The 25,753-nt window shown below is 63.9% G+C and carries 26 protein-coding genes; 14 read left to right on the top strand and 12 right to left on the bottom strand.

All coding sequences use genetic code 11. From position 1 onward, the window contains the following. Positions 1 to 100: 100 nt before the first annotated feature. Both FJ951_RS05060 and FJ951_RS05055 read left to right on the top strand, forming a co-directional pair. Positions 101 to 739: a DsbA family protein gene (locus FJ951_RS05060; protein WP_140513822.1), complete on the top strand. Its 639-nt coding sequence runs from the start codon at positions 101 to 103 to the stop codon at positions 737 to 739. 36 nt (positions 740 to 775) lie between these two features. Beyond that, positions 776 to 1,387 (top strand): NAD(P)-dependent oxidoreductase, encoded by a 612-nt coding sequence (locus FJ951_RS05055; RefSeq protein ID WP_140513821.1) that lies wholly within the window; start codon positions 776 to 778, stop codon positions 1,385 to 1,387. A gap of 40 nt (positions 1,388 to 1,427) precedes the next feature. Here FJ951_RS05055 and FJ951_RS05050 read toward each other — a convergent pair whose 3' ends face one another. Together FJ951_RS05050 and FJ951_RS05045 are read right to left on the bottom strand one after the other, a co-directional pair. After that, a complete protein-coding gene (locus FJ951_RS05050) occupies positions 1,428 to 2,882 on the bottom strand; it encodes an ROK family protein (RefSeq protein ID WP_140513820.1) in 1,455 nt (484 codons plus the stop codon). Positions 2,883 to 2,917: 35 nt separating this feature from the next. Then, positions 2,918 to 3,826 carry a tagatose-bisphosphate aldolase gene (locus tag FJ951_RS05045; RefSeq protein ID WP_140500441.1) on the bottom strand — a complete coding sequence of 303 codons (909 nt, stop codon included), beginning with the start codon at positions 3,824 to 3,826 and terminating at the stop codon, positions 2,918 to 2,920. Between the two features lie 285 nt (positions 3,827 to 4,111). Here FJ951_RS05045 and FJ951_RS05040 point away from each other — a divergent pair, with 285 nt between their 5' ends. The 4 genes from FJ951_RS05040 to FJ951_RS05025 all read left to right on the top strand — a co-directional run bounded on the left by FJ951_RS05040 (position 4,112) and on the right by FJ951_RS05025 (position 8,322). Further along, positions 4,112 to 5,017: a sugar-binding domain-containing protein gene (locus FJ951_RS05040; protein WP_140500440.1), complete on the top strand. Its 906-nt coding sequence runs from the start codon at positions 4,112 to 4,114 to the stop codon at positions 5,015 to 5,017. Positions 5,018 to 5,444: 427 nt separating this feature from the next. Further along, complete coding sequence (locus FJ951_RS05035; RefSeq protein WP_140500438.1) at positions 5,445 to 6,422, top strand: ABC transporter substrate-binding protein; 978 nt, start codon at positions 5,445 to 5,447, stop codon at positions 6,420 to 6,422. 99 nt (positions 6,423 to 6,521) lie between these two features. Then, on the top strand, positions 6,522 to 7,583 hold the full coding sequence (locus FJ951_RS05030) for a ribose ABC transporter (RefSeq protein ID WP_140500436.1): 1,062 nt from the start codon (positions 6,522 to 6,524) through the stop codon (positions 7,581 to 7,583). Further along, positions 7,576 to 8,322, top strand: coding sequence for an ATP-binding cassette domain-containing protein (locus tag FJ951_RS05025; protein ID WP_140500435.1), 747 nt, complete (start codon positions 7,576 to 7,578; stop codon positions 8,320 to 8,322). The genes FJ951_RS05030 and FJ951_RS05025 overlap by 8 nt, the downstream gene beginning before the upstream one ends. Positions 8,323 to 8,334: 12 nt before the next feature. Here the strand turns inward: FJ951_RS05025 and FJ951_RS05020 are convergent, their stop codons facing one another. The 6 genes from FJ951_RS05020 to FJ951_RS04990 all read right to left on the bottom strand — a co-directional run bounded on the left by FJ951_RS05020 (position 8,335) and on the right by FJ951_RS04990 (position 14,144). Next, the gene (locus FJ951_RS05020; RefSeq protein ID WP_140513819.1) at positions 8,335 to 8,841 is read right to left on the bottom strand and encodes an L-2-amino-thiazoline-4-carboxylic acid hydrolase; all 507 of its coding nucleotides are present in this window, start codon (positions 8,839 to 8,841) and stop codon (positions 8,335 to 8,337) included. Then, entirely contained in the window at positions 8,838 to 9,629 is a 792-nt protein-coding gene (locus tag FJ951_RS05015; RefSeq protein ID WP_140513818.1) for an ATP-binding cassette domain-containing protein, read from the bottom strand. The genes FJ951_RS05020 and FJ951_RS05015 overlap by 4 nt, the downstream gene beginning before the upstream one ends. After that, positions 9,626 to 10,465, bottom strand: a complete 840-nt coding sequence (locus FJ951_RS05010; RefSeq protein WP_181172197.1) for an ABC transporter ATP-binding protein — start codon at positions 10,463 to 10,465, stop codon at positions 9,626 to 9,628. Before FJ951_RS05010 ends, FJ951_RS05015 begins: the two co-directional genes overlap by 4 nt. After that, complete coding sequence (locus FJ951_RS05005) at positions 10,462 to 11,292, bottom strand: ABC transporter permease (protein ID WP_140513817.1); 831 nt, start codon at positions 11,290 to 11,292, stop codon at positions 10,462 to 10,464. The genes FJ951_RS05010 and FJ951_RS05005 overlap by 4 nt, the downstream gene beginning before the upstream one ends. Further along, positions 11,289 to 12,275 carry an ABC transporter permease gene (locus tag FJ951_RS05000; protein WP_140513816.1) on the bottom strand — a complete coding sequence of 329 codons (987 nt, stop codon included), beginning with the start codon at positions 12,273 to 12,275 and terminating at the stop codon, positions 11,289 to 11,291. Before FJ951_RS05000 ends, FJ951_RS05005 begins: the two co-directional genes overlap by 4 nt. Before the next feature lie 258 nt (positions 12,276 to 12,533). After that, complete coding sequence (locus FJ951_RS04990) at positions 12,534 to 14,144, bottom strand: ABC transporter substrate-binding protein (RefSeq protein ID WP_140513814.1); 1,611 nt, start codon at positions 14,142 to 14,144, stop codon at positions 12,534 to 12,536. Positions 14,145 to 14,511: 367 nt separating this feature from the next. Between FJ951_RS04990 and FJ951_RS04985 the strand changes: the two genes are divergently transcribed. Then, positions 14,512 to 15,699, top strand: coding sequence for a Xaa-Pro peptidase family protein (locus tag FJ951_RS04985; protein ID WP_140513813.1), 1,188 nt, complete (start codon positions 14,512 to 14,514; stop codon positions 15,697 to 15,699). A 123-nt stretch (positions 15,700 to 15,822) separates the two neighbouring features. Here FJ951_RS04985 and FJ951_RS04980 read toward each other — a convergent pair whose 3' ends face one another. Genes FJ951_RS04980 through FJ951_RS04965 form a run of 4 tightly spaced genes read right to left on the bottom strand, consistent with a single transcriptional unit; the run spans position 15,823 to position 18,861 of the window. Then, positions 15,823 to 16,296 (bottom strand): hypothetical protein, encoded by a 474-nt coding sequence (locus FJ951_RS04980; RefSeq protein WP_140513812.1) that lies wholly within the window; start codon positions 16,294 to 16,296, stop codon positions 15,823 to 15,825. A 51-nt stretch (positions 16,297 to 16,347) separates the two neighbouring features. Then, positions 16,348 to 16,782 carry a cupin domain-containing protein gene (locus FJ951_RS04975; protein ID WP_140513811.1) on the bottom strand — a complete coding sequence of 145 codons (435 nt, stop codon included), beginning with the start codon at positions 16,780 to 16,782 and terminating at the stop codon, positions 16,348 to 16,350. A gap of 2 nt (positions 16,783 to 16,784) precedes the next feature. Further along, positions 16,785 to 17,654 (bottom strand): phosphoenolpyruvate hydrolase family protein, encoded by an 870-nt coding sequence (locus FJ951_RS04970; protein ID WP_140500416.1) that lies wholly within the window; start codon positions 17,652 to 17,654, stop codon positions 16,785 to 16,787. Positions 17,655 to 17,664: 10 nt separating this feature from the next. Next, positions 17,665 to 18,861, bottom strand: coding sequence for a Tm-1-like ATP-binding domain-containing protein (locus tag FJ951_RS04965; RefSeq protein WP_140513810.1), 1,197 nt, complete (start codon positions 18,859 to 18,861; stop codon positions 17,665 to 17,667). Between the two features lie 120 nt (positions 18,862 to 18,981). Here FJ951_RS04965 and FJ951_RS04960 point away from each other — a divergent pair, with 120 nt between their 5' ends. The 7 genes from FJ951_RS04960 (at position 18,982) to FJ951_RS04930 (ending at position 25,690) form a co-directional block, all read left to right on the top strand. Then, positions 18,982 to 19,665 (top strand): TetR/AcrR family transcriptional regulator, encoded by a 684-nt coding sequence (locus tag FJ951_RS04960; protein ID WP_140513809.1) that lies wholly within the window; start codon positions 18,982 to 18,984, stop codon positions 19,663 to 19,665. Positions 19,666 to 20,022: 357 nt separating this feature from the next. Next, a complete protein-coding gene (locus tag FJ951_RS04955; protein ID WP_140500410.1) occupies positions 20,023 to 21,339 on the top strand; it encodes an ABC transporter substrate-binding protein in 1,317 nt (438 codons plus the stop codon). Between the two features lie 69 nt (positions 21,340 to 21,408). Beyond that, a complete protein-coding gene (locus FJ951_RS04950) occupies positions 21,409 to 22,314 on the top strand; it encodes a sugar ABC transporter permease (RefSeq protein ID WP_140500408.1) in 906 nt (301 codons plus the stop codon). A gap of 1 nt (position 22,315) precedes the next feature. Beyond that, complete coding sequence (locus tag FJ951_RS04945; RefSeq protein WP_140500406.1) at positions 22,316 to 23,275, top strand: carbohydrate ABC transporter permease; 960 nt, start codon at positions 22,316 to 22,318, stop codon at positions 23,273 to 23,275. Beyond that, positions 23,272 to 23,505: a hypothetical protein gene (locus tag FJ951_RS04940; RefSeq protein WP_140513808.1), complete on the top strand. Its 234-nt coding sequence runs from the start codon at positions 23,272 to 23,274 to the stop codon at positions 23,503 to 23,505. The genes FJ951_RS04945 and FJ951_RS04940 overlap by 4 nt, the downstream gene beginning before the upstream one ends. Further along, positions 23,502 to 24,605 (top strand): ABC transporter ATP-binding protein, encoded by a 1,104-nt coding sequence (locus tag FJ951_RS04935; RefSeq protein WP_140500402.1) that lies wholly within the window; start codon positions 23,502 to 23,504, stop codon positions 24,603 to 24,605. The genes FJ951_RS04940 and FJ951_RS04935 overlap by 4 nt, the downstream gene beginning before the upstream one ends. Further along, positions 24,605 to 25,690, top strand: a complete 1,086-nt coding sequence (locus FJ951_RS04930) for an ABC transporter ATP-binding protein (protein WP_140513807.1) — start codon at positions 24,605 to 24,607, stop codon at positions 25,688 to 25,690. Before FJ951_RS04935 ends, FJ951_RS04930 begins: the two co-directional genes overlap by 1 nt. Positions 25,691 to 25,753: the final 63 nt, after the last annotated feature.

The following is a 25,753-nucleotide window of genomic DNA, read 5'->3' as shown; positions in this document are numbered from 1 at the left end:
ATTGGGCACCGTTTATTGCAAGACCATCACCTGCCACATGTAAGCCAAGACATTTGGCGGACGGGGCAGCCAACGCCACCGCAACGGAGACCGGGCGACCGTGGGCAATCCAGAAGTGACCTATCTTTTCGATCCGCTCTGCGGCTGGTGTTATGGCGCAAGCCCGATGCTCGAAAAACTGTCCGCCAGCGGCGTGCGCGTCGAGCTCTTGCCGACCGGCCTGTTTTCGGGGGCAGGCGCTCGGCCGATGGATGACGGTTTTGCCGCCCATGCCTGGGCGAACGACCAGCGCATCGAGCGGTTAACGGGACAGGTTTTCACGCAGGCCTATCGGGACAACGTGCTGAATGTTCGCGGCACGTTGCTGGATTCCCATGCCGCGACCCTCGCGATTACCGCAGCGGGCCCGGAAGATCCCGGCCGCCGGCTGGCCGCGCTGAAGGCGATCCAGAACGCGCGCTATGTCGATGGGCGCGATATCGTCACGGTCGGCGGTGTCGCCGAGGTGCTCGCCGCCGCCGGCATGGCCGATGCCGGCGAACTGGTGAAGGCGCCAACCGAAGGATTGCTGACAGCTCACCGCGAACTGGTCGGCCGAGGCCGCGCGCTGTTCCAGCGCTTGCATTCCAATGGCGTGCCTTCGCTCGCCGTCATCCGCAACGATGCGCCGCGCCTCATCGGTTCGAACGCGCTGTTCGGCAGTTTCGACAATCTCCTCGCTCATATCGCGGCCGCGTGACCCCCAACCCACCTCCAACAAGGAATGGAAAAAGACATGGCAAAAGTCGCTCTCATCGGCGCATCGGGCGCAGTCGGTTCGCGCCTGCTCAAGGAACTCTCCGGCCGTGGCCACACGGTCACCGGCATCGCCCGCAATCCTGAAAAAATCGCCGCGCTGCCTGGCGTGACGGCCAGGAAGGGCGACGTCTTCGACAAGGAAGGCCTCGCCAAGCTGGTCCGCGGCCACGATGTGGTGATCAGTTCGGTGCATTTCCTCGACAGCGATGCCGACACGCTGATCGCCGCGGTGCGAGCCTCCGGCGTGAAGCGCTACCTGGTCGTCGGCGGTGCGGGCAGCCTTGAGGTCGCGCCCGGCAAGCGGCTGGTCGACACGCCCGAATTTCCCGACATCTACAAGGCCGAGGCGCAGAAGGGCGCCGACTTCCTCGACAAGTTGAAGACCATCGATGACCTCGACTGGACGTTCCTGTCGCCGTCCGCCATGTTCATCCCGGGCGAGCGAACCGGCAAGTTCCGCCTCGGCAAGGACACGCTTCTGGCTTCGGACAAGGGCAGCAGCATTTCCTTCGAGGATTACGCCATCGCGATGGTCGACGAGATCGAGAAGCCCGCCCACATAAAGCAGCGCTTCACCGTCGGTTATTGACTAGGCAGGCCAGGCCAGCTGCTTCTTGTCCACCAACGTTCTAAACGTCGCCCGTCATCATCGCTCGCAGCCATGCCGTGATGGCATCGAGGTCGATCGGTTTCGTCGTGTCGACGTCGAAGAGCGGACCGCGCCGCAGCGGTTCGGCGCGCCTGGCGAGTTCGATCAGTTCGGGGATATAGGCCGCGCCTGGATGGCCGGCGGGACGCTGGCCGAGCCGGGCGCCGTAACGCTCGGCAAGGACTTCGCCGGGCGCATGGCACCAGATTTCGACGGTCTGTTCGACCCCGGCATTCCTGAGATGATCATCGAGCAGCTCGCGCGGCTGGAAACCGAACCAGGCGTCGACGATGAATGTGGAGCCCGCTGGGGCTTCGCCGACGACTGACCAGATCGCCCGATAGCTGGCGCGGCCGAGCGTGCGGTTGAATGCGCGGTCGCCGCCGCCGAGCACCTCGAGAAACGGATTCTTGATCGTGTCGAGCGCAAGCAACGGCCATCCCATGCGGTCGGCGATGCCGCGCGACACCGTGCTCTTGCCGCTGGCCGGGATGCCGTTGACCAGCACGGCGCGCCTGGCCGCGCCGGCTTGCACAAAATGCCGGCCAAAAATCGGCGCTGTCGCCATGTCTGTTCCGGCCAGCGCCTGCAATCCCGCCCCGATCACGCCGGCGTCGTCGCCGAGCTGCGCCGGCTCGACCGGGCACTGGTACCACGGCGCCAGGGCCGGCGCGCGGCCGAGCGCCTTGTGTGCCGCCCAGCCAAGACCGCCGCCGAGCAGGACGACACCGGGGTCGAACATGGCGACGCTGGTATCGATGGCGGCACGTAAGGGCATTGCCCAGGCTTCGAGTATAGTGCGCGCCTGGATGTCTCCGGCGGCGTCGCGGGCAAAGAGCTGGTCGACCGAAAGGTCGGTACGCAAGCCGGCCCGCGCGATGTGACGGCCAAGCGCGGTGCCCGAACTGGTGGTCTCGACACAACCGCGCCGGCCGCAGGCGCAGACCTCGCCATTGACGTCGACAGTGATGTGGCCGAGCTGCCCTGCCGTTGCCCGGCCACGCACGATCCGCCGATGTTGAGCGACGGCCCCGCCAATGCCGGTGCCGATGGTGAACATGGCGACGTCGTGATGGCCCCGGCCGGCGCCGAGCGCCATCTCGGCGACCAGTGCCATGTTGCAGTCATTGTCGATGACGACGGGCTTGCCGGCCATGTCTTCCAGGCGCTGCGCCAGCGAGACGGAGGCCAGATTGACGTAGCCGCCGGACAGGACCGCGCGGCGATCCGCGTCGACGCGACCGGGAACACCGATGCCGATGGCCGAAACCTCCGATGTGTCGAGCCGGCGCACCATCCCGGCGATCCGCGAGAGCACAGCCTGCGGGTCCGGCGCGCTCTTTTCGGACAGACGTTCGAGGATTTCGCCGGCGCCCGAAATGCGGGCGGCCCGCAGATTGGTGCCGCCTATATCTATCCCTATGCTGAGAGGCATGACGTCCTGCACGTGTCGGTGATCCAACGCGGATATCAGGCGGCGGCCTTGCGCCGGTGATGCCCGATTACCGCCTGGATCTCACGCAATCGCGGCACCGCGATGGTCTTAAGCCTTTCGCGCTGAATGTCACGATCGAGCGAGATGCAGTCCTTCCACAGCGAGCGGCCGGCGATGACGCCGGAGGCGCCGTTCTGCATGGCAATCTCGACCTGGCCGAGGAAGGTGGCGTGGTTGACGCCGGCCGAAAGCACCGCCCACGGCACCTCGCCAGCCATTCTGGTGATGTTGGCGCAGGCTTCCGGCGTTCCGGGATACGGAAGCTTCAGCACCTTTGCCCCGCACTCCAGCGATATCCTTGTGCCTTCCTCGACGAGCCAGGGGGTCTTCGCCGCATAATCTTCCGGGCTTTCGTCTTCGAGCTGATAGGTCAGGAATTCGACGACGAGCAACAAATCTTCCTGCCCGAAATCGGCGATGCATTGGCGCAGGATGGCGATGTTGTGCTCATTCGCTTCGGGCTTGTCGGCCCGCAGATACACCATGATCTTGCCGCCCGTGCCACCCAGTTCGCGCACGCGGCGCGCATCGATGCCGGGGACAAGGCGCGACAGGCGATAGCCTTCAGGCGAGACGTCGAAACCCGAGGCGTCGAGGCCGATAAGCAGCGCGGTATCGCGGTTCAGCACGCCCTCCTCGACAACCCGCGGCACCGCGCAGAGCGGGTCGAGCAGCACGCAGGACGCGGCACTTGCAAGGTAGCGCGTGATGTCGGCCTTGGTGTCGCCGAGCATGTCGTTGGTGATCCTGGCCTGTTCGGCCGGATCCGACGCCAGCAAGGTGCGCATGCCGCCGCGCTGGTCGCAGGCGATGGCCAGCATGGCCCCGTCCTTGCCGCATATCTGCTGATAGCCGCGCAGCTCCGCGGTGGTCATCTTTGTCATGGTCTCTGTCCGATGTTGGCGCTCTCTGGCCGAGGGCGCGGATCCCGTGGAAACAAGAATGTTCAGTTTTTGCCCGCCTGCCGGCAGGGGAGAATTGCCGTCTTGATGCGCCGTCCATTGCCCGGAAAAGCACACCTTGCCGGCGCCTGGGCAGGACGGCCTCAAGTTGCGAGTTCGCCGGATTTGCGCGATAACTCCCATCGGCGTATACGTGTGTAACACGTTGCTGAAAGGAATTGCAAGCTGGCTGTCCCTCCCATTCAGGATGCGACCGCATCGCGCACGATGCTGCACACGGTCGCCAAACTGCATTACGAGGCGGAGATGTCGCAGGTCGATATCGCGCGGCAGCTTGGCGTCTCCACCGCGACCATATCGCGCCTCTTGCAGCGGGCGCGGGCGGAAGGGATCGTCCGTATCGAGGTTCTCGATCTGGCGGCACCTGAGGAGATCACCGGACAGCTAATCGATAGGCTAGGCCTGCGTGACGCAGCGGTGGTCGAGACGCCGGCCGCAGGCGCGCTGACGGCGCTGGCCGGCCCGCTCGGCGGCCTTCTCAAGCAGGCGCAATTGGTGGCCGGCTCCGTGGTCGCCATCGGCTGGGGGCGCGCGGTGCGCGAGGTGATCCGCGCCGGCCTGCCGCGCATTCCGGGCGTGCTGACCGTTGCCGCCACCGGCGGCATGCAGCAGCACGCGGCGCATTTTCAGGTCAACGAATTCGTCCGCCTCGCCGCCGAGGAGTTCGGCGGGACACCGCACTTCATTCATGCGCCCTATCTGCCTTCCAGTGAATTGCGTGAAGTCTTCCTTGGTGATGCCGCCATCAGCGATGCCGTCGCGCTGTGGGACAGGACCGATGTGGCGATCGTCGGCATCGGCCTGCCGCATGCCATCAATGCACCCGAGGCGAGCGCCGCCACGCCGAGCGAGCAGGCGCTGGTCCATGCGGCCGGCGATGTCCTTCGGCATTATTTCGATGCCGATGGCGCGCTGATCGCCTGGGAAGGAGAGGGCCGGATGATCGCTATGTCGCCGGCGCAGCTCCGCGCCGTGCCGCTGGTGATCGGTGTCGCGGCGTCGCCGGAAAAGGCGACGGCCATCATCGGCGCCGCTCGCGCTCAGCTGATCAACGCCGTGATAACGGATACGAAGACGGCGCAAGCCATCCTCGCTACCCTGCCGCCGCGATAGTGCCGCCCGCCGCCCCGCCGCCGCATTCCAGTTCGCGAGGGCGATTTTACGAAATCGGTTGTGCCGCCGAGAAGTCGAGGCAATAGTTCGGCGGGACTTTGTGGAGCAGTCGGATGTTGCGTGAAAAATCCGGCGTTGCGACCCGGAAAACCGAGTTGCAATTTATTTCTGCAAAGTGTTACAAGTTTGTGAACTTGGCGTGCAATGCATGCCGGGTGCTGTGGTTCTCTGACCTCGCGGAGGCGAGGAAGTGACCGTGGCTATCGTGCCGGTCGGCTGGACCGGCTGACATATCGACTGGAGGGCGCTTGGGAGGAGCTGCCCGCGAAAAGCAAACAGGCGTTCCCGGCCGTCTTGTCCCAAGCGGACGACGGCCATTCGATGTCACTTGCAACGGCAGATCTGCCAACACAATGAGGAGGATGTCATGAAGAAGATCGTTGCCGCGCTTGCGGCTCTCGCCGTCAGCGCGACGGTGCTTATCGCGCCCGCGCAGGCGCAGGACAAGAAATACACCATCGCGCTCGTTCCGGGCCTGACCACCGACGGTTTCTACATCACCATGCGCAAGGGCGCCCAGGCCGCGGCCGACGCCCTTGGCGTGAACCTGGTCTTCCAGGGCGCTCCTGAGTTCAATCCGGTCACCCAGGTGCCGGTGCTCGACGCGGTCATCGCCAAGAAGCCGGACGCGATCCTGATCGCGCCTACCGACAAGGTCCAGCTGGTCGAGCCGCTGCGCAAGGCCAATGACGCAGGCATTCCGGTCATCACCGTGGATACGTTCATCGGCACCGGCGCCTATCAGACCGGAGCGGGTGACGCCGATTTCCCGCTGGCCTACATCGCTTCGGACAATGTGCTGGGCGGCGAAATCGCGGCGCGGGCGCTTGCCAAGGCCGTCGGCGACAAGGGCAAGGTCTACGTCTCCAACGTCAAGCCCGGCATCTCGACCACCGACCAGCGCGAGGAAGGCTTCAAGAAGGAGATGGCCAACCATCCCGGCATCACCGTTCTCGAGACCCAGTTCAATGACGACGACGCCAACAAGGCGGCCTCGCAGCTGCAGGCGGTGTTCGCGCGCAACCCCGACCTCGTCGGCGTGTTCGGCGCCAATCTGTTCTCGGCGCTGGGCGCCGCCAATGGCGTCAAGCAGGCAGGGCAGACGGGCACCGTCAAAGTGGTTGCCTTCGATGCTCCGACCAGCATCGTCGACAACATCAACACCGGCCTTGTGGATGTGGCGATCGCCCAGCATCCCGCAGAGATCGGCTATTTCGGCGTCGTCTCGGCCTATGCCCACCTGACCGGCCAATCCATCCCGGTCACGATCGGCACCGGCTTCACGATCATGGACAAGTCCAACATCGCCGATCCGAACATCTCGAAGTATCTCTACTCCGAGTAAGTCCGGACCAGCTTGGCTCTTCCCGGTGCGCCGGGAGGAGCCTGTGCCGGTCCCGCCAGGGCGGGACCTGTTTGAAGGCAGCCGCGCCGCGGAGTACTCATGACCTCGACATCACCAGCACAGCCAGCCGAGAAGCATGTCGCCCCCCAGGCTGACCACGGCGATCCCGCCAGGAGCTGGATCGCACGCATCGCCGAGGGGCGCGCCTGGCTGTTTCTCGCCGGCCTGATCATCTGTTTCGAGATCTGGTCGCGGAGCGCCTTCGGCGCCACTTTCGTGCTCAATCCGTTCAATCTGCAATCCATCGCGATTTTCGCCGTGGCGCCGCTGCTTTTGGCGACCGGGCAGACCTTCGTCATCATATCAGGCGGCATCGACCTTTCGCTCGGCTTCATCATGGGCCTTGCCGCGGTCATCGCCGCGCATGCCACCAACATGGCGGGCGCCGCCATTCCGTTGCCGTTGGCCATGCTGGCCGGCATCCTTGCCGCGGTGATCGTGGCCGGCGTGCCCGGCGTCATCAACGGCTTGCTGATCTCGCGGCTCAGGGTTCCGCCCTTCATCGGCACGCTCGGCATGTTCGGCGTCGCCCGCGGTGTCGCCTTCCTGCTTGCCGGCGGCACGACAGTGCCGGTACAGAATTCCTGGTTCGCACTGCTCGGCAACGGCAAGTTCCATGGCGTGCCCTATCTGGTGATGATCGCTGCTGTCTTCGTCGTCGTGATGCACTATCTGCTCAGCCAGACCCGTTTCGGCCAGCACAATTACGCCATCGGCGCCAATGTGCAGGCGGCGCGCCGCGCCGGCATCGACATCAGGGGCCACATCCTGCGGCTCTACGTGCTGTCGGCAATGTGCGCCGGCCTTGGCGGCGCGCTTTATGCCGCGCGCTTCACGGCGGGGGCAGCGCAGGCCGGCGAACCGCTGCTGCTCGACAGCGTCGCGGCGGTGGTGATCGGCGGCGCCAGCCTGTTCGGCGGCTCCGGCACCATCTTCGGCACCGTCGCCGGCGCGCTGGTGATCGCGGTCATCCAATACGGGCTGGTCTTCGTCAATGTGGAGCCGTTCTGGCAGTTCATCGCCGTCGGCGTCGTCATCATCATTTCCGTTCTCATCGACCAGGCGCAGCGCCGGTTCAGTGGAGCCCGTCAGGATGAATAGCACCGAGCCCCTCCTCGAAGTCCGGAACCTTTCCAAGCACTTCGGTGCGGTACGGGCGCTCAACGATTTCTCCATGGCCGTGCGGCCGGGCGAAGTGGTGGCGCTTGCCGGCGACAATGGCGCCGGCAAGACGACCCTGATCAAGGCAATATCGGGCGTGTTCCAGCCGACGGGCGGAGAAATCCTGCTCAGAGGTCAGCCGGTGGCTTTCGCCACGCCGCAGGAGGCGCGCGAAAAGGGCATCGAGACGATCTACCAGGATCTCGCGCTGGCCGACAATCTGTCGATCGGTGCCAACATCTTCCTCGGCCGCGAACCGATGCGCAAGGCGTTCGGCTTCCTGCCGGTGCTCGACCGCAAGGCCATGGCCGAGGCCGCCAGGGAGACGATGAAGCGGCTGGACTTTCACGTCAGCCGGTTGAACGCGCCGGTCAGCAATTTCTCCGGCGGCCAGCGGCAGGCCGTGGCCATCGGCCGCGCCGTCTACTGGGACGCGCAGATCCTGATCATGGATGAACCGACGGCCGCGCTCGGCGTGCCGGAGCAGCGCAAGGTGATTTCGCTCATCCATCAGCTCAAGGCGCAAGGGCGCGGCGTGATCTTCATCTCGCATAATCTCCAGGACATCTTCGCCGTTTCCGATCGCATCGTCGTGCTGCGGCGCGGGATCCAGGCCGGCGAGCGCAAGATTTCCGAGACCAACCATGACGAGGTCGTCAGGCTGATGGTCGGCGGCTAAGGCCGTCGATTGCTAGCCGGCATCGCGGTTGGTCAGCGCGATGTGGCAGCAGCCGCTGCCGTGGCCGGGCGTCCAGGTGACATTGTCGAAACGCACGCCGGTCGCCTCGAACAGGCCACGGTCGAAGGCGCCGGCGATGCGGCAGAGCGTCGCGAGTTTTTCCTCGCCGACGCCGGCCTCGACCCAAGCATCCTTGAGGGGGCAGCGTTTCACCTTGAAGGCGATGCGGTCGGGCCCGCGTTCGACATCGGTCGGATACATCCGGCCGTCATCCGGGCTGACCGACAGGAAAGCTTCGCCGATTGAGCGCGCGTCGTTGGGACCGAATCCGGCGAAGGCGGCTGCTGCCACTTCCTTGCCGCGCTGCTCGATGGTCCGGGTCATTATCGCCTCGGCTCTTTCGGCGCCCAGCTCTCCGGTCAACTCATCCAGGAACAGGCGATAGAGGTCGGCCCGGTTGCGGAATGCGGAATCGAGTTCGCGCGACAGTTTCTCGGCTCTGGCTTCGGGGTCGATCATGATGCTTCCTGCGTGGTTCTTCTGAGCTTTGGTGCGGCTGCCACGAGCGCCTTGCCGATAGCCGATCGCGGCGCATCGATGACGGCGCGGGCATCGCCGCTCTCGGCAATCCGCCCGCCGTCGAGAAGGATGACGCGGTGGGCGACGGCCCTGACGACGCCGAGATCATGCGAAATGAAGAGATAAGCGATCCGTTCCTGGCGTTGCAGGTCGAGCAAAAGATCGAGGATCTGTCCGCGCACCGAAACATCGAGTGCCGACACCGCTTCGTCGAGCACGATCAGCGAGGGTTTCGTGGCCATGGCGCGGGCAATCGCCACCCGCTGCCGCTGGCCGCCCGAGATTTCGTGGATGGCGCGAGAGGCGAGCTCCGCCGTAAGCCCGACGCGCTCCAGCAGGGCGGCGATACGGCGCGGGCGCTCGGAACGGGAGGCGAGCCCGTGGATACGCAAGGGATCGTCAAGCACGCGCGCCACCGTGGCGCGCGGATTGAAGGCGGCAAGCGGATCCTGGAACACCATCTGCAAGCGAGCGCGACGCGCACGCAAGCCGGCGCCGCCCAGAGCCAGGAAATCATGGCCTTCAAACTCGATCCGGCCGGCATCCGGCTCGATCAGCCGCAACACCAGCCGGGCGATCGTCGACTTGCCGCTGCCGGAGGGTCCGGCCAGCGCCAGCGTCTCGCCGGGCCCGATTTCGAAAGAAACGTCGTCGGCCGCGGTAACCGTCTTGCCGCCACGGCGGTAATGCCTGGTAAGGTTGGAAACCGCCAGCACAGGGGCGCTCATGCCATCACACCGTGGTGCAGCGGTTCGGCGTCGAGGCCGATATGGGCCTCGAGCAGCGCGCGCGTGTAGGCTTCAGTTGGCGCACTGACGATCTGTTGCGTGGCGCCAAGTTCGATCAATTCGCCATGCCGGAACACGGCAATGCGGTCCGCCAGCTCGGCGGCCAGCGCAATGTCGTGACTGATGAACAGCAGCGTCATGCCGTCTTCTTCCACCAGCCGCCGGATCAGTGCGACGATCTCGGCCTGCACGATGGTGTCGAGCGCGCTGGTCGCCTCGTCGGCGATCAAAAGTCTTGGGCCGGCTGCGATCGCGGCTGCAATCGCCACACGCTGCTTCTGGCCGCCGGACAGCTGATGCGGATAGGCGCGCAGGGCGGAGTCCGGGTCGGGCAGACGGACGCGTTCGAGCAGATCCTTCGCCTTGGCGTATGCCTGAGGCCATGTGAGACCGAGATGGGTTCGGGAGACTTCGGCGATCTGTTTGCCGACGGTCATGACAGGATCGAGGCTGGCGGACGGGTCTTGAAAGATGAAGCCGATATCGCGGCCGAGGAGGGGTGCCTTTTCGAGAAAACGGGAAGGTAGGCGTTCTGCCTTGGCACCCAACATCGACGGTCGCAAAACCCAATCGATACGTCCGTCAATCCTGGCGCTCGCCGGCAACAACCCCGCAATCGCCAAAGCCAGCGTACTTTTGCCCGAACCGCTTTCGCCGATGACGGCCAGCCGCTCGCCAGCCTTGATGTCGAGGCTGATGTCTCTCAGCGCCACCACCTCGCCGTCGTCACGGCGGTAGGTCACCGCGAGGTTGCGGATCGAAGCCAGCGCGGTCACGACAGGCCTCTTCGGACCGCCGTGGTTTCAACGATGCCTTCACCGGCGAGATAGACGCCGAGCACCGTCAGGACCAGTGCTATGCCGGGCGCGATCGACAGGAAGGGCGCGGTGCGCAGCACGGCGCGGCCCTCAGCTATCATGCCGCCCCAGGTGACCCGATTGGGGTCGCCAAGGCCGAGGAAGGACAAAGCCGCCTCGGTGAGGATCGCCGCTGCCACGATCACCGAGGACAGCGCCAGCACCGGCGGCAAGGCATTGGGCAGCACCTCGCGAAAGGCGATTTCCAGCGGATGCATGCCGATGACGCGCGCGCCGGCGACGTAGTCGCGCTCGCGGATCGACAGCACTTCCGCGCGGGCCACGCGCGCGGGCCCGGTCCAGGTGCCGAGCGCTATTGCCGCCACGACGACGCCGAGCGAAGGGCCGACGACGCTGACGAAGGCCAGAGCCAGCAAAAAGCCCGGCACGGTCTGGAAGGCATCGGTGACGCGCATCAGCACCTCGTCGGTGAGGCCGCCGGCAAACCCGGCCACCGTGCCCACCATCGAGCCGATGGCCAGTGCGGCGGCGGCTGCCGCAAGGCCGACGGCAAGCGACGTGCGAGCGCCGTGGAAAAGCTCGGCCAGCACGTCGCGGCCGAGGCGATCCGTGCCGAGCGGCAGCGACCAGTCCTGGAAGGGCGGCAGCAGCGCCGGGCCGGCGATGGCTTGCGGGTCGCCCGGAAACAGCAGCGGCGCTGACAGGGCCGTGACGCACAATGCCGCCAGGAGGATGGCGCCGGCGACCGCCTCCGCCGTGCGCAGAAAGCGGCGGAGCGTGCTCATGTGCCGGCCTCGCTGGCGCCGACGCGCGGGTCGAGAAAGGCATAGGCGACATCGACGAGAAGATTGATGACGATGACCAGGACGGCGCTGACGAGAATGATGCCGAGCAGCAAGGGCGTGTCGCGCGCGGCCACTGCCTCCTGCGCCAGCCGACCCAGACCGGGCACGGCAAAAACACTCTCGATGACGACGCTACCGCCCAGCATCTGCGCCGACTGCAGGCCGAGCATCGTGACCAATGGCAGCAGCGCATTGCGGGCGACATGGGCAAGCACGATGCGGCGGCGCGACAAGCCCCTGGCGCGGGCGGCCAGCACAAAATCCTGCCGCCAGACCTCGGTCATGCCGGCACGCATCATCCGCAAATAGAGCGCCAGGTAGATGAAGCCGAGGGCTGAGACCGGCAGGACGAGATGGATGGCGATGTCGGCGGCGCGGTCGAGGCCGGCCTTGCCGGAGGCGATGGTCTCGATGCCGCCGATCGGCAGCCAGCGCAGGTCGACAGCGAAGACGACGATCAGCACCAGGCCGAGCCAGAAACCCGGCACCGCGTAGAGCGCCAGCGAACCGATGGAGAGAAAACGGTCGCGAAAACTGCCCGGCCTGGCGCCGGCATAGATGCCCAGCGCCGAGCCGAGGCCGAAGGAAAGCGCGGTGGCGCTGCCCATCAACCACAGCGTGGTCGGCAGGCGCTCGAGGATCACGTCGCGGATCGGCCGCGAAAAGGTGACGGACTGGCCGAGATCGAGATGCAGCAGCGCCCAGAGATAGTTGGCGAGCCGCGTCAGCTCCGACTGGTCGAGGCCCCAGCGATGGCGCAACAGCTCGATCATGCCGGCATCGCCGCCGGTCGAGACGATATAGGCATCGACCGCGTCGCCCGGGGCGGCTTCGAGCAGCAGGAACGTGCCGATGACGACGATCAAAAGCACGAAGATGCTGCCGACGAGGCGACGGCGGAGGAGCGCGAGGGCGCGGTTCATGCGGCCCTCGATGGGTTGGCGATACGTTGGTTAGGACCGCGCCTGGGCACCCCCCTCTGTCCTGCCGGACATCTCCCCCACAAGGGGGGAGATTGGCTGTCATTTTTGGCTTCGCCAATCCCCAACGTCGGAAAATTCGCGGGACAGACAAGTTGCCAATCTCCCCCCTTGAGGGGGAGAAGTCCGGCAGGACAGAGGGGGGCCTCGTAGAACTCAACGCCTACGATGATTTCGCGAACGTTCATCCGCGAAATACTGTCACGATTCCAGATATGTGTCCGCCCAGTTCGATACCGCCCAGCGCGGATTGTTGGCGATGTTGCCGACCGTCTCGCGCGCGACGCTGATGAAGCTCCATTCGGCGACATTGATCAGCGGCAGGTCGGCGGCCACCTCCTTCTGGAACTCCTTGTAAAGATTGGTGCGGGCCGATGTATCGAGCGTCTCGGACGCCTTGGCGATGAGCGCGTCCAGCGCATCGTTCTTGTAGCCGCCCTGGTTGGAGAACGGCACGCCGTCCGGAATGCCGCTCTGCACCAGGATGGTGGTCGAGATCGCCGGGTCGCCGCGGAACACCGGCGGGCCGACGGCGAGGTCGAAAGCGTGGTCGGTGTAGACGGCCTTGATATGCGCGGCGGAATCGTTGTTGACGAGCTGGGCGTCGATGCCGATGGCGGCGAGCGCCTGGCGCAGATAGTCGCCGAACTGCTTGGTTTCGTTGAAATAGGGAGCCGGCAACAGTTTCAGCGAAAAGCGCTTGCCGTCGGCGCCCTTCTTGTAACCCGCCTCGTCGAGCAGCGCATTGGCCTTGGCGACGTCGAAGGCATAGGTCGGGACGTCGGCGGTATAGAACTGCGGGTCGTTCTTCGGCACCGGGCCGGTGGCGGCGGCGGCATAGCCGAGGAACACCGTCTTGACGACGAAATCCTTGTCGATGGCATGCGCGATCGCCTGGCGCACCTTCAGGTCGGCGAGCTCCTTGCGACGGTGATTGATCTCGACGACGAGCTGGTAGGTCAGTCCCTCATAGCCCTTGGTGATCACCTTCAGGCCCGGCACTTTCGAGATGCGGTCAAGATCGGCCAGCGGCACGGCGGAGAAGGCGGCGAGCTGGATCTCTCCTGCTTCCAGCGCGCTCGCCGCCGAAGTGCGGTCGGGCAGCACCTGGTAGATGATCTCATCGAGATAGGGCTCGCCCTTGCCCCAATAATCCGTGTTCTTCGTCAGCCGGTAGTATTGGCCGGCCTTGTATTCGGCGAACTTGAACGGGCCGGTGCCGATGGGCGCGTTGTTGGCCGGGTTGTCCTCGATCTTGCCAACTTCGTAAACGTGCTTCGGCACCACGCTGCTCAGCGCCGGCAGAGCGTTGCGGATCAGCTGGAAGGGCGTCGGCTTGGCGAATTTGAACACGGCGGTCAATTCATCAGGGGTATCTACCGCGGCCAGATCCTTGAACACGGTGCGGCCGAGATTCTGCAGCGGTTTCCAGATCTGCAGCGCCGAGAAGGCGACGTCGGCCGAGGTGAACGGCTTGCCGTCATGCCATTTGACCCCTTCGCGCAGTTTGAAGGTCGCCGACAGCCCGTCGGCGGCGCCTTCCCAACTGACCGCCAGGCGTGGTGCAAGCCCGTCCTTGCCATCGAAGGAGGCTTCGGCCAGCGTTTCGACGATCTTGCTGGAGATGAAGAAGACGCCATTCGAGGCGACGATGGCCGGGTTGAGGTTGCGCGGCTCGGAATCGGCGGCGAGCACCAGGCGGCCACCCTTCTTCGGCGTCTGCGCCCAGCTCAAGGCCGGCATCGCGGTGGAGGCCAGAAGCACGGCAGAGCCCGCAAGCACCGTGCGGCGTGAAATCCTGAACTCCGACATCATCCTATTCCCCCTCTATCTCATATCTTGCACGGAGGCCTTTCGGGCGTTTCCATGCACGTTTGATTATGGGCCTTGCCGTGGCTTTCGCCAGAGACGGAATTGGCGCATCGTGGCGTGGCTTTGAAATTTTTGTTCGCTGGACCAGTTACGGGAGAGTGGTCGATAAACCTGACCTGGTAAGACCAGGTCATCCGATGCACCTCACATTATGGGCACCGGCGACGGCCATTCAGCTGTGCGAGCCTGTTTCTGGCTGGACCAGATGGGCGAAAATGGTGCAGATTTGACCCGAAGTCGGAAGACCTATCGGGATCGGGCAGCCGGCGATCCAGCCGATCCGCGCGGACATTCAGGGAGAGAGACAATGAACATAGCTCCGGAGAAGAGTGCCGTCGGCGACATCCCATTCGACCACGCCAGGGTCGATGGCCTGATGGAAGAGGCTGATATCGACGTCCTGCTCGCGACCTCCAAGCACAACACCCAATATCTGCTCGGCGGCTACAAGTTCATCTTCTTCGCCGCCATGGATGCGATCGGCCACAGCCGGTACCTGCCGATCGTGATCTACGAAAAAGGCGGACCGGACCACGCCGCCTATATCGGCAACCGCATGGAGGGTGGCGAACACCAGAACCACCCGTTCTGGACGCCGACGCTGCATGCCGCCTGCTGGGGTACGCTCGATGCCGCCAATCTCGCCGTCGAGCATGTGCGCAAGATCGGCAAGGGCGACGCTCGCATCGGCATCGAGCCGGGTTTCCTGCCGTCGGACGCCTATGCTCTGATCCGCAAAGCGCTCCCCGACGCCAAGCTGGTCGATGCCACCGGCATGCTGGAGCGCATGCGCGCCATCAAGACCGAGGCCGAGCTGGAGAAACTGCGTATCGCTTCCGAACTGATCACCGATTCCATGCTGGCGACCATCCAATGGGCGCGCGAAGGCACGACCAAGAGCGAGATGATCGAACAGCTTCGCCGCGAGGAGACGAATCGCGGCGCGCATTTCGAATATTGCCTGCTGACGCTGGGCTCCAGCCACAACCGCGCGGCGTCGCCGCAAGCGTGGAAGAAGGGCGAAGTGCTGTCGATCGATTCCGGCGGCAATTATCATGGCTATATCGGCGACCTCTGCCGCATGGGGGTTCTCGGAGACCCGGATGCCGAGTTGGAGGACCTGCTGGCGGAGGTCGAGGCGGTGCAGCAGGCGGCGTTCTCGAAGGTAAAGGCGGGTACGCTGGGTGGTGACATGATTTCCCATGCCGAAGGCGTGCTGAAAAAATCCAAGGTCGCGCCCTACACGGATTTCTTCGCTCACGGCATGGGGCTGATCACGCATGAGGCGCCGTTCCTGATGACCAACCATCCGGTGACCTATGAAGGCACCTATGCGGGCAAGCCGCTGGAGAGGAACATGGTGCTATCGGTGGAGACGACCATGCTTCACCCGACGCGCGGCTTCATCAAGCTGGAGGATACGGTGGCGGTTACCGATACCGGCTATGTGATGTTCGGGGATCGGGGTCGGGCATGGAACCGGGGTGGCATGTAACCTGCCACGTTACAAATGAGCGTGCCGGTCTCGATTGTCTCTAAGGCGCGTCGCGTCGAAACGAATTCATGCGCGGCGCTTTGCCGTTGCCGCTAAACAGAAGTCACTTTTGCGCGACAGGCACTAAACCATTCCAGTGCAGACGAATTCCAATCTTCCGTCGATCGTCTGGGTGCAGCATATGGTAAGCCCCTCGGATGCGGAGACGACGGCGCAATCGGATGCAAACGTTGACGCCCACGGACTGCCGGATTTGGCGTTGCGATGGAACCAGGAGAGTTGGCTCTGAAGCCCGGCCATGATCATAAGCAGGGCATTGATGTCACGTTGATCCGGCGAGGGCGGTGTAAAAGCGATCTTGACCAGCGGATGCTTATGGTCTTTGCAGTTGACCGTCCGTACCTGCTCGACCGTCTGGATCAAGCTCAGCGGCACGGGTATCCAGGATTCGCAGGACAAATCGGTCGAAAAGAGAAGCGTTGACGGGTCGGCGTCGTTGGCCTTGACAATACCGCCAACCGTCATGGCCGGGTTGCCATCCGGCAGGCTGCCCGTTGCGAGCTTCTCCACGAATTCCTGGGGACTGAAACGCGTCATCGCTTCTCTCTCAAGGAGGCATGCTGGACGATAGCATATCGGAAGGGCGCCTCAAAGTCGCGAGCGAGGGGAGTTCCCGGCCGGCAGCAACCTGAAATCCGGCAGTTCGCGCAATCCCAGTTCCGGCCCTGCCGGCGAATAGACGACGAACAGCTGCATCGGCCCGTCGCCGGTGTTGAGCGTCGAGTGGAAGCGGCTCTCGGGCACGTAAATGGTGCAGCCGGGGCCGACCTTCTCGACCACCGGATTGCCTTGCTCGTCCTCGACCATCTGCTCGCCATGGCCCGAAATGACAAAGATGATTTCTTCCGCGCCCGGATGGTTATGACGGGTATGGCCCTTGCCGGAAGGCAGGTCGACGACGCCGCCGGAAAAGCGGGTCGCGCCGTTCACTTCCGGAGCGACCGTCAGCGACAATTTTCCCCAGTCGAATCCGAAGGCGCCGACATCCTTCGGGTAGACGAACACCTTGCTCTTGTCGGTCATTCTCATGATCCCTTCTTTTTCTTCGTGGTCGTCTTCAGGCCGCCAAGCGTAACGGCCTTGAAATCGGCGGTCTGCCGGGCGATCGCCGCTTCCGCCGGCAGCCGCTCCATCGAGCTCGCGCCATAAAAGCCGTGCAGGCCCTTGCAGCGTTCGAGGATGTAGCGGGCGTCGTCCGGCATTGAGATCGGCCCGCCATGGCAAAGCAGGATGACATCCTTGCGCACCGAACGGGCCGCTTCGGCGATCGCGTCGATGGCGACCACGCAGTCGTCGAGCGACTTGGCAGAGGTGGCGCCGATCGAGCCCCCCGTCGTCACGCCCATATGAGCCACGACGATATCGGCGCCGGCCCTGGTCATGGCGCGCGCCTCGTCCGGGTTGAAGACATAGGGCGTGGTCAAAAGATCGAGCTTGCGGGCTTCGGCGATCATGTCGACCTCGAGCCCAAAACCCATGCCGGTCTCCTCGAAGCTCTGTCGCATGCTGCCGTCGAACAGGCCGATGGTGGGGAAATTCTGCACCCCGGAAAAACCCATCGTCTTCAGCTCGGAGAGCAGCAGCGGCATGATGACGAACGGATCGGTGCCGTTGACACCAGCCAGCACCGGCGTCTTCCTGACCACCGGCAGCACCTCGTAGGCCATCTCCTTGACGATCTCATTGGCATTGCCATAGGCAAGCAGGCCGGCGGCCGAGCCGCGACCGGCCATGCGGTAGCGGCCGGAATTGTAGATGATGATGAGGTCGATGCCGCCGGCCTCTTCGGCCTTGGCCGACAGGCCGGTGCCAGCGCCGCCGCCGACGATCGGCACGCCCTTGTCGATCATCCCCCTGAATTTCTTCAGTATGTCCTTGCGCGGTATTGCCGGCATGTCTTGGATCTCACTGTCTGGCGATTTCGAGGAAAGCCGCGACCGCGGCCTTGGCGAATCGGGGATCATTGATGTGCAGCGGCAGGCGTGTCAGCCGGCGCGTCGCGTTCGGCTTAATCGTGCGCTCAATGGCTTCGAACAGGGCGGCATCGGCTTGCGGGTCGAAGAAGGCGCCGCCTTCGATGTCGAGCGCCGAGACGCCTTTCTCCGGGACAAGGAAATGCACGGGCCCCTTGCAGCGGGCGAGCCTTGTGCCGATCCACTCGCCGATCTTGCGGCATTCCTGCGCCGTCGTGCGCATCAGCGTGACGTTCGGGTTGTGCTCGTAGAACAGCCGCCCGCGATAATGGTCCGGAATGGTCGCAGGCGCCCAGAAATTGACCATGTCGAGCGCGCCGACCGAGCCGACATAAGGCAGGCCGGTGCGGGCAACGGCACCGAAACGATCCTCCGTCGCCGGCAGCACGCCGCCGAACAGGAGATCGCAGACCTCAGTGGTGGTGATGTCGATGGCGCCGGACAGCAGGCCGCTGTCGGCCAGTTTTTCCATGCTGCGGCCGCCGGTGCCGGTGGCGTGAAAGACCATGCAGTCATAGGTCGAACGGAGCTGATCCGCGATTGCCGTCACGCAGGGCGTGGTGACGCCGAACATGGTGAGGCCGATCGACGGCTTGCCCTCGGGCGGCGGCGGCGGTCCGGCGGCCATGCCCGATATCGCCTGGGCCGCATTGTGCAGAACGACACGCGAGAGCTGGTTCAGCCCGGCCATGTCGGTCACCGACGGCATCATGATGATGTCCGAGATGTCGACATAGGGCGCGGTGTCGCCGGAAGCGAGCGTCGAAACCATGATCTTGGGCAGGCCGAGCGGCAGCGTGCGCATGCCTGCGGTGATGATCGACGTGCCGCCGCCGCCGCCGATGCCGATCATGGCGGCAATGTCGTTTCGTGATTGGGCAAAGCGAGCGAAGGCGATGCCCATGGCGGCGACCGCGGTGCCGCGGTCGTTGCCGGCGAGCACCGCGTCTCGCCCGCCGGGATGGTGGCCTGCCACATCCTCAGCGGCAATGTCGACCGGCACGCTCGCGCCGCGCGTTCCGACGTCGACCCGGCAGACAGCGGCACCCGTGGCGGCGATCGCGTCGGCCAGGAAGGCGAGTTCCTCACCCTTGGTGTCCGCGGTGCCCACCACATAAATGCGCTTCATCGATGCCTCCCTCTGCCGGTCCAAGTCACCCAAGGCTCAGTGCTCTACAGAGCGTCAACCTAGCCATTCCAAAAATGAGGAGGTCATTGCAATTTTTTGAGACGCGCGTATCATATTGATATGGATGTCTCACGTCAACACGCCGCAACAAGCGACGACACCGCCGGGGGACCCGAACGTGGACCGCGCGCGCGCACGAAACGGCTGATGCTGGAGACGGCGACGAGGCTGATGCAGGCGGGCGCGACACCTTCGGTCAGCGAGGTTGCCGAGGCGGCGCAGGTTTCCCGCGCCACCGCCTATCGCTATTTTCCGAGCCAGGCGGCACTGGTGCAGGCGGTGGTCGACGAGGGGCTCGGACCGATCCTCACGTGGAAATCCACCTCTGCCGATGCCGAGCGCCGCGTCGCCGAGCTCTTCGATACGGCCATGCCGCGCATCGAGGCTTTCGAGGCCACATTCAAGGCGGCGTTGAAACTGTCGCTCGATCAGTGGGCGCGGCGCCAGGCCGGTACTTTGGGAAGCGAACCGGCCTTCAAGCGGGGCCACCGCGTCGAATTGCTTCAGGACGCGCTCGCTCCGCTCAAGGGCCGGCTGCCGCCGCGCGACCTCAAGCGGCTGGCGCAGGCGCTGTCGCTGATCTTCGGCGTCGAGGTGCTTATCGTGCTGAAGGACATCTGGGGACTGGACGGTCGCCGGACGATGTCCGTTGCCCAGTGGGCGGCGGTCGCCCTGGTGCGCGCGGCGATCGCGGAATCAGTCTCCGAAGCACAAGCGATCGAACCAACAAGGGTCACGAAATAGCAGGTATCTGGTTCTACCAGATTTGCACACTGGTTGCCGATATTAACCGCAATGCTGAAGCATGAACAAGGCCGATGTCTATCAATGAGTAGGAAAATTTAGGAAAAACAGGCAGATAAGGCTGGAATTCGAGACTTCGAGCTGTCACCATTGCTCAAGAAAGGGCTTGACGGAGCTTCAAAATTGGTAATACCAGATCAAAGGAGAAAAGCGGATCGAAAGTGAGGGCTGCGATCCATTTCCGGACGGGCGAGGAGGCTCCAAACCGGAAGGCGCGACCAAGGGAGGAACTACCAGGGCCGGCCCCGTTTGCCGGCTCGCTTGATACGGTAGAATGCGCACAAGGGAGGAAACATCATGCGCAAGATAGTGACCAGCTTGCTTGCTGGTATCGGCTTGACACTTGCCTGCGGAACATCCGTCTACGCCCAGGACAAATCGCTCACCATCTTCTGGGCGGAATGGGATCCGGCCAACTACCTCCAGGAACTCGGCAACGAGTACGAGAAGGAAACCGGCGTCAAGATCACGGTGGAAACCACGCCCTGGGCCGACTTCCAGACCAAGGCCTTCACCGAGTTCAACGCTCATGGCGATGCCTACGACCTGGTCGTCGGCGACTCGCAGTGGCTCGGCGCCGGCTCGACCGGTGGCCACTATGTCGACCTCACCGACTTCTTCAACAAGCACAAGCTCGGCGAGGTGATGGCGCCGGCGACGGTGAAGTACTACGCCGAATATCCTGGCAACAGCGGCAAGTACTGGGCCATCCCGCTCGAAGGCGACGCCGTCGGCTGGTCCTATCGCAAGGACTGGTTCGAGGATCCCAAGGAGAAGGAAGCCTTCAAGGCCAAATACGGCTACGACCTCGACGTGCCGAAGGATTTCAAGGCGCTGCGCGACATCGCCGAATTCTTCCACCGGCCGGACCAGAAGAGATACGGCATCGCCATCTACACCGACAATTCCTATGACGCGATGGCGATGGGCTTCGAGAACGCGCTGTTCTCCTATGGCGGCGAACTGGGTGACTATTCGACCTACAAGGTCGACGGTTTCATCAACTCCGACAAGGCTGTCGCCGCGCTCGACGCCTATAAGGAGCTTTACAAGTTCACGCCTCCGGGCTGGGCCAAGTCGTTCTTCGTCGAGGACAACCAGGCGATCACCGAAAACCTGGCCGCGATGAGCATGAACTACTTCGCGTTCTTCCCCTCGCTGATCAACGAGGCGTCGAACCCGAACGCCAAGAACACCGGCTTCTTCGCCAATCCTCCCGGGCCGAACGGCGACCAGTTCGCCGCACTCGGTGGTCAGGGCATCTCCGTCGTCTCCTACTCGCAGAAGCAGGACGAGGCGATGAAGTTCCTCGAATGGTTCATCAAGGACGAGACCCAGAAGAAGTGGGCGGCACTCGGCGGCTACACCTGCAGCGCAGCCGTGCTCAAGTCGGAAGAGTTCCAGAATGCGACGCCCTACAACAAGGCCTTCTACGAGACCATGTTCAAGGTGAAGGATTTCTGGGCGGTGCCGGAATATGCCGAACTGCTCCAGCAGCTCAACCAGCGCGTCTATCCCTACATGATCGGCGGCGAAGGCACCGCCAAGGAAACGCTCGACGCACTGGCCGCCGACTGGAACGCGACCTTCAAGAAATACGGCCGCGGCCAATAATCGTTCATGTCCCACGGAGGGGGCGCTCATGCCTCCTCCGTTTCTTTTTCTTCAAGCGGGAGCAGGGTCTTGGCGACCACGATGATCACCACGCTGGACAGATCTTCACGCGCGGCCGCGCGTGGCCTTAGCGATATTTCGATCCGCAATCTTTTCATCATCCCGACGATCCTGTTCCTGATCGTCTTCAACATCTTTCCGCTGATCTATTCGCTCGGCTATTCCTTCACCGATTTCCGCGCCTCGACCAACGCGCCGGCGAATTTCGTCGGGTTGCAGAACTACCGCGACCTGCTCAGCGATCCTTATGTCTGGTCCAACTTCGCGATCACCGCCAAATACGTGATCATCTCGGTCGCCGGACAGTTGCTGGTCGGTTTCGGCGTGGCGATGCTGCTCAACCGCGATATTCCGCTGAAGGGGCTGCTGACGACCCTGCTGCTGCTGCCGATGATGCTGTCGATGGCCGTCGTCGGCCTGTTCTGGAAACTGCTCTACGATCCGTCATGGGGCGTCATCAACTATGCGCTTGGGCTTGGCAATTTCGAGTGGCTGGCCGACCCCAAGATGGCACTCTACGCGGTGGCGCTGACCGACATCTGGATGTGGTCGCCCTTCGTCATGCTGCTGTCGCTGGCCGGCCTCTCGGCGGTGCCGAAGCACCTCTACGAAGCCGCCGCTATCGACCGCGCCGGTCCGTTCTACACCTTCTTCCGCATCACCTTGCCGCTGGTCGCGCCGATCCTGATGATCGCCGTCATCTTCCGCACCATGGAAGCGTTCAAGACCTTCGATCTGGCCTACATCCTGACCACCCAGCCGACGGCTGAACTGATCTCGATCCGGCTCTACAAGATGGCGTTCCAGGAATGGCAGACCGGGCGCTCCTGCGCGCTCGCCTACATCGTGCTGATCATGGTGCTGGCCATCACCAACATCTACGTCAAATATCTGAACAAAGTGAAGGAGCGCTGAGATGGCCGCCGTCCGCACTTCTTCCGAGATCGCCCTCAACCGCGTCGCAATCGTCGCCGTGCTGGTGGCGACAGTGATCTTCCTGGCACCGATCTACTGGATCGCCTCGACGGCGTTCAAGCCGCGCAACCTTGCCACCACCATCCCGCCGACGGTCGTGTTCCAGCCGGAGATATCGCCCTTCGTGAAGCTGTTCACCAAGCGCTCGCAATTGCGCAGCCCGCCTTCGCCCGAAGAATACGCGGCGGCGCCCTGGTGGGAACGCGTCGTCTTCGACGGCGGCGAAAAGATCGTGCGCGACGGCAAGGGCCAGGTGCAATGGTCGGGCTATCCGAACCGTTTCATGAATTCGCTGATCGTCGCGATCACCTCGACGGTGCTGGCGGTCGGCATGGGTACATTCACCGCCTATGGCTTCTCGCGCTTCAGGGTCAAAGGCGAGGCGGACCTTTTGTTCTTCATCCTCTCGACCCGCATGCTGCCGCCCGTGGTGGTGGCGATCCCGATGTTCCTGATGTACCGGGCGGTCGGCCTCAACGATTCCCATATCGGGCTGATCATCCTCTACACCGCCTTCAACCTGTCCTTCTCGGTTTGGCTGATGAAGGGCTTCATGGACGAGATCCCGAAGGAGTACGAGGAAGCGGCGCTCGTCGACGGCTATACGCGCATGGAAGCCTTCTTCAAGATCGTGCTGCCCGAAGCCGCCACCGGCATCGCCGCGACGGCCGTGTTCTGCTTCATCACGGCATGGAACGAATATGCCTTCGCGCTGATCATGACCAATCGCCGCGCCCAGACCGCACCGCCGTTCATCCCGAGCCAGGTCGGCTCCGGGCTGCCGGACTGGACGGTGATCGCCGCCGGCACTTTCCTGTTCCTGCTTCCTGTCGCCATCTTCACCTTCCTGCTTCGTAATCACCTGTTGCGCGGCATGTCCTTCGGAGCGATCCGCAAATGAGCTTTCGCGCCATCAACCAGAAATATCTGGAACCAGGCAGCCAGGTGCTGATGGTGCTCGGCATCGTTGCGCTCTGCCAGCCCTGGAACTTGCTGCTGCACAGCTATGGGCTGACCATCATCCTGATCGGCCTGATCGGCTTCAACATCACCTCCAAGATCGCACCGCAAGAGGAAGCCGGAACCGGCCAGTCAGGCGATCCGCAGCGAAATCCGGGAGCGCAGCATTGACCCAGATCGAGCTTCGCGGCGTCCAGAAGTTCTTCGGCGCCGTCCAGGTCATCAAGGACCTCAACCTCAAGATCGAAGACAACGAGTTCATCGTGCTGCTCGGTCAGTCGGGCTGCGGCAAGACGACGACGCTGCGCGCCATTGCCGGGCTGGAGACGATCGACGAGGGCGACATCCTCATCGACGGCAAGCCCATCCAGCATCTGAAGGCCGCCGATCGCGACATCGCCATGGTCTTCCAGTCGTTCTCGCTGTACCCGCATATGAGCGTCTACGAGAACATCGCCTTTCCCTTGCGCGCCACGCGAAAGAGCAAGAGCGAAATCGACCAGGAAGTTCGCTCGGTCGCCAAGACGCTGCAAATCACGGACCTGCTCGGCAAGAAACCGTCGGCGCTGTCGGGCGGCGACATGCAGCGCGTGGCGATCGGCCGGGCACTGGTGCGGCGGCCGAAAGCGATGCTGATGGACGAGCCGATCGGCGCGCTCGACGCCAAGCTGCGCGAGGAGATGCGGGCCGAGATCAAGCGGCTGCACATCAAGCAAGGCTCGACCACCATCTACGTCACCCATGACCAGATCGAGGCGATGAGCCTCGCCGATCGCATCGTCATCATGCATGAGGGGGTTCTCCAGCAGGTCGGCTCCCCCGACGAGGTCTATTCGCACCCGGCCAACCTCTTCGTCGCGCAATTCGTCGGCAGTCCGGTGATGAACGTGGCCGACGCGGCGGTGGCCGAAAAAGCCTCGTCGGCCTCGGTGACGGTGGGCGATGCGCCAACCGGTTTCGAATTCCCGCGCGCGCTCCTGTCGAAGCTCAACGGCCATGCGGGCGGCCGGCTGGCACTCGGCATCAGGCCGGAAGGCGTCCTCATCAGCCGTGAGGCGGCGGAGGGTTTCATGGCGGTCGAGACGCAGATCGTCGAGCCGCTCGGCTCGTTCGACATCGTCGACCTGAAAGTCGGCTCCAAGATGCTGCGCGCCCGCACCAAGAGCGGCTTCATTTCAGGTCCCGGCGAGAGGGTGTTCGCCAGGATCGATCCGACACAGGCGCATTTCTTCGACGCGGCGAGCGGCAAGTCGCTCGGAGTGAGACTCTGATGGCCCATATCCAGCTCAAGAATATCTCCAAGACGTTCGGCAATCACACGGCCCTGACCGGGCTCGACCTCGACATCGCCGATGGCGAGTTCTTCGTCCTGCTCGGCGAGACGGGCGCGGGCAAGACAACGACGCTGCGGCTGATCGCCGGACTGGAAAAACCGAGCGAGGGCCAGGTCTTCATCGACGGCATCGACGTTGCCGACTGGGGCGCCGCCGAGCGCGACGTGGCGCTGGTGCTGCAGCAATATTCGCTCTATCCGCGCTATACGGTGCGCGAAAACCTCGAATTCCCGCTGAAGCCGAAGATCCGGCGGCTGCCCGACGCCGAAATCAAGGACCGCGTCGACCGCGCGGCGCGGACGCTCAGGATCGAGCATCTGCTCGACCGCAAGACCGACCGGCTGTCGGGCGGCGAGATGCAGCGCGTCTCGATCGGCCGGGCCATCGTGCGCAAGCCGCGCGTGTTCCTGATGGACGAGCCGCTGTCGGCGCTCGACGCCAAGCTGCGCGAGGCGCTGCGCACGGAACTGAAGAACCTGCAGATGCAGCTCGGCGCCACCTTCCTGTTCGTCACCCACGACCAGATCGAGGCGATGTCCATGGGCGACAAGGTGGGCGTGCTCAACCATGGCCGCATCGTCCAGACCGGCACGCCGCATGAGATCTACAACAATCCGCGCGACACCTATGTGGCGAGCTTCGTGGGCTCGCCGCCGATGAACCTCATCGACGGCAGGGTGGTCAACGATCGTGCGGTCATGGCGCCGCTGAATTTCGAATTGCCGCTTTCAGGGGGAGCCAAGGCGAGTGCGGCGACCGACGGTCGCCCGCTCGTCTTCGGCATCCGCCCCGAGGACGTCTATCTCGAGAGCGGTGCGCCGGTCGAGGCGCGCGTCCACGACGTCGAAAACCATGGCGTGGAAAAGATCCTGACGCTGCGCGTGGGCGAGACCACGCTGCGCGCCACGGTGCCGGCGCGGACCGATGTCGCGATCGAGCAGCCGGTGCGCTTTGCCTGGAATCCGGACAAGGTGGTGCTGTTCGACAAGGGCAGCGGCGTGAGTTTGCGGCACGCCGGATGAGGCGAATATCGCGAATGCGATGTTCCGGACAGCGCCCTAAACAAAAAGCCCGACTTGCGGCAG

The organism is Mesorhizobium sp. B2-2-3 (assembly GCF_006442405.1).
Taxonomy (GTDB): Bacteria; Pseudomonadota; Alphaproteobacteria; order Rhizobiales; family Rhizobiaceae; genus Mesorhizobium.
The sequence above is the reverse complement of the archived record's forward strand: the minus strand, read 5'-3'. Positions and strand labels throughout refer to the sequence as shown.

Coding starts and splice junctions, on each gene's coding strand:
- FJ951_RS05055 (WP_140513821.1), top strand. CDS start 776: ATGGCAAAAGTCGCTCTCATCGGCGCATCGGGCGCAGTCGGTTCGCGC.
- FJ951_RS05050 (WP_140513820.1), bottom strand. CDS start 2,882: ATGCCTCTCAGCATAGGGATAGATATAGGCGGCACCAATCTGCGGGCC.
- FJ951_RS05045 (WP_140500441.1), bottom strand. CDS start 3,826: ATGACAAAGATGACCACCGCGGAGCTGCGCGGCTATCAGCAGATATGC.
- FJ951_RS05040 (WP_140500440.1), top strand. CDS start 4,112: ATGCTGCACACGGTCGCCAAACTGCATTACGAGGCGGAGATGTCGCAG.
- FJ951_RS05035 (WP_140500438.1), top strand. CDS start 5,445: ATGAAGAAGATCGTTGCCGCGCTTGCGGCTCTCGCCGTCAGCGCGACG.
- FJ951_RS05030 (WP_140500436.1), top strand. CDS start 6,522: ATGACCTCGACATCACCAGCACAGCCAGCCGAGAAGCATGTCGCCCCC.
- FJ951_RS05025 (WP_140500435.1), top strand. CDS start 7,576: ATGAATAGCACCGAGCCCCTCCTCGAAGTCCGGAACCTTTCCAAGCAC.
- FJ951_RS05020 (WP_140513819.1), bottom strand. CDS start 8,841: ATGATCGACCCCGAAGCCAGAGCCGAGAAACTGTCGCGCGAACTCGAT.
- FJ951_RS05015 (WP_140513818.1), bottom strand. CDS start 9,629: ATGAGCGCCCCTGTGCTGGCGGTTTCCAACCTTACCAGGCATTACCGC.
- FJ951_RS05005 (WP_140513817.1), bottom strand. CDS start 11,292: ATGAGCACGCTCCGCCGCTTTCTGCGCACGGCGGAGGCGGTCGCCGGC.
- FJ951_RS05000 (WP_140513816.1), bottom strand. CDS start 12,275: ATGAACCGCGCCCTCGCGCTCCTCCGCCGTCGCCTCGTCGGCAGCATC.
- FJ951_RS04990 (WP_140513814.1), bottom strand. CDS start 14,144: ATGTCGGAGTTCAGGATTTCACGCCGCACGGTGCTTGCGGGCTCTGCC.
- FJ951_RS04985 (WP_140513813.1), top strand. CDS start 14,512: ATGAACATAGCTCCGGAGAAGAGTGCCGTCGGCGACATCCCATTCGAC.
- FJ951_RS04980 (WP_140513812.1), bottom strand. CDS start 16,296: ATGACGCGTTTCAGTCCCCAGGAATTCGTGGAGAAGCTCGCAACGGGC.
- FJ951_RS04975 (WP_140513811.1), bottom strand. CDS start 16,782: ATGACCGACAAGAGCAAGGTGTTCGTCTACCCGAAGGATGTCGGCGCC.
- FJ951_RS04970 (WP_140500416.1), bottom strand. CDS start 17,654: ATGCCGGCAATACCGCGCAAGGACATACTGAAGAAATTCAGGGGGATG.
- FJ951_RS04965 (WP_140513810.1), bottom strand. CDS start 18,861: ATGAAGCGCATTTATGTGGTGGGCACCGCGGACACCAAGGGTGAGGAA.
- FJ951_RS04960 (WP_140513809.1), top strand. CDS start 18,982: ATGGATGTCTCACGTCAACACGCCGCAACAAGCGACGACACCGCCGGG.
- FJ951_RS04955 (WP_140500410.1), top strand. CDS start 20,023: ATGCGCAAGATAGTGACCAGCTTGCTTGCTGGTATCGGCTTGACACTT.
- FJ951_RS04945 (WP_140500406.1), top strand. CDS start 22,316: ATGGCCGCCGTCCGCACTTCTTCCGAGATCGCCCTCAACCGCGTCGCA.
- FJ951_RS04940 (WP_140513808.1), top strand. CDS start 23,272: ATGAGCTTTCGCGCCATCAACCAGAAATATCTGGAACCAGGCAGCCAG.
- FJ951_RS04930 (WP_140513807.1), top strand. CDS start 24,605: ATGGCCCATATCCAGCTCAAGAATATCTCCAAGACGTTCGGCAATCAC.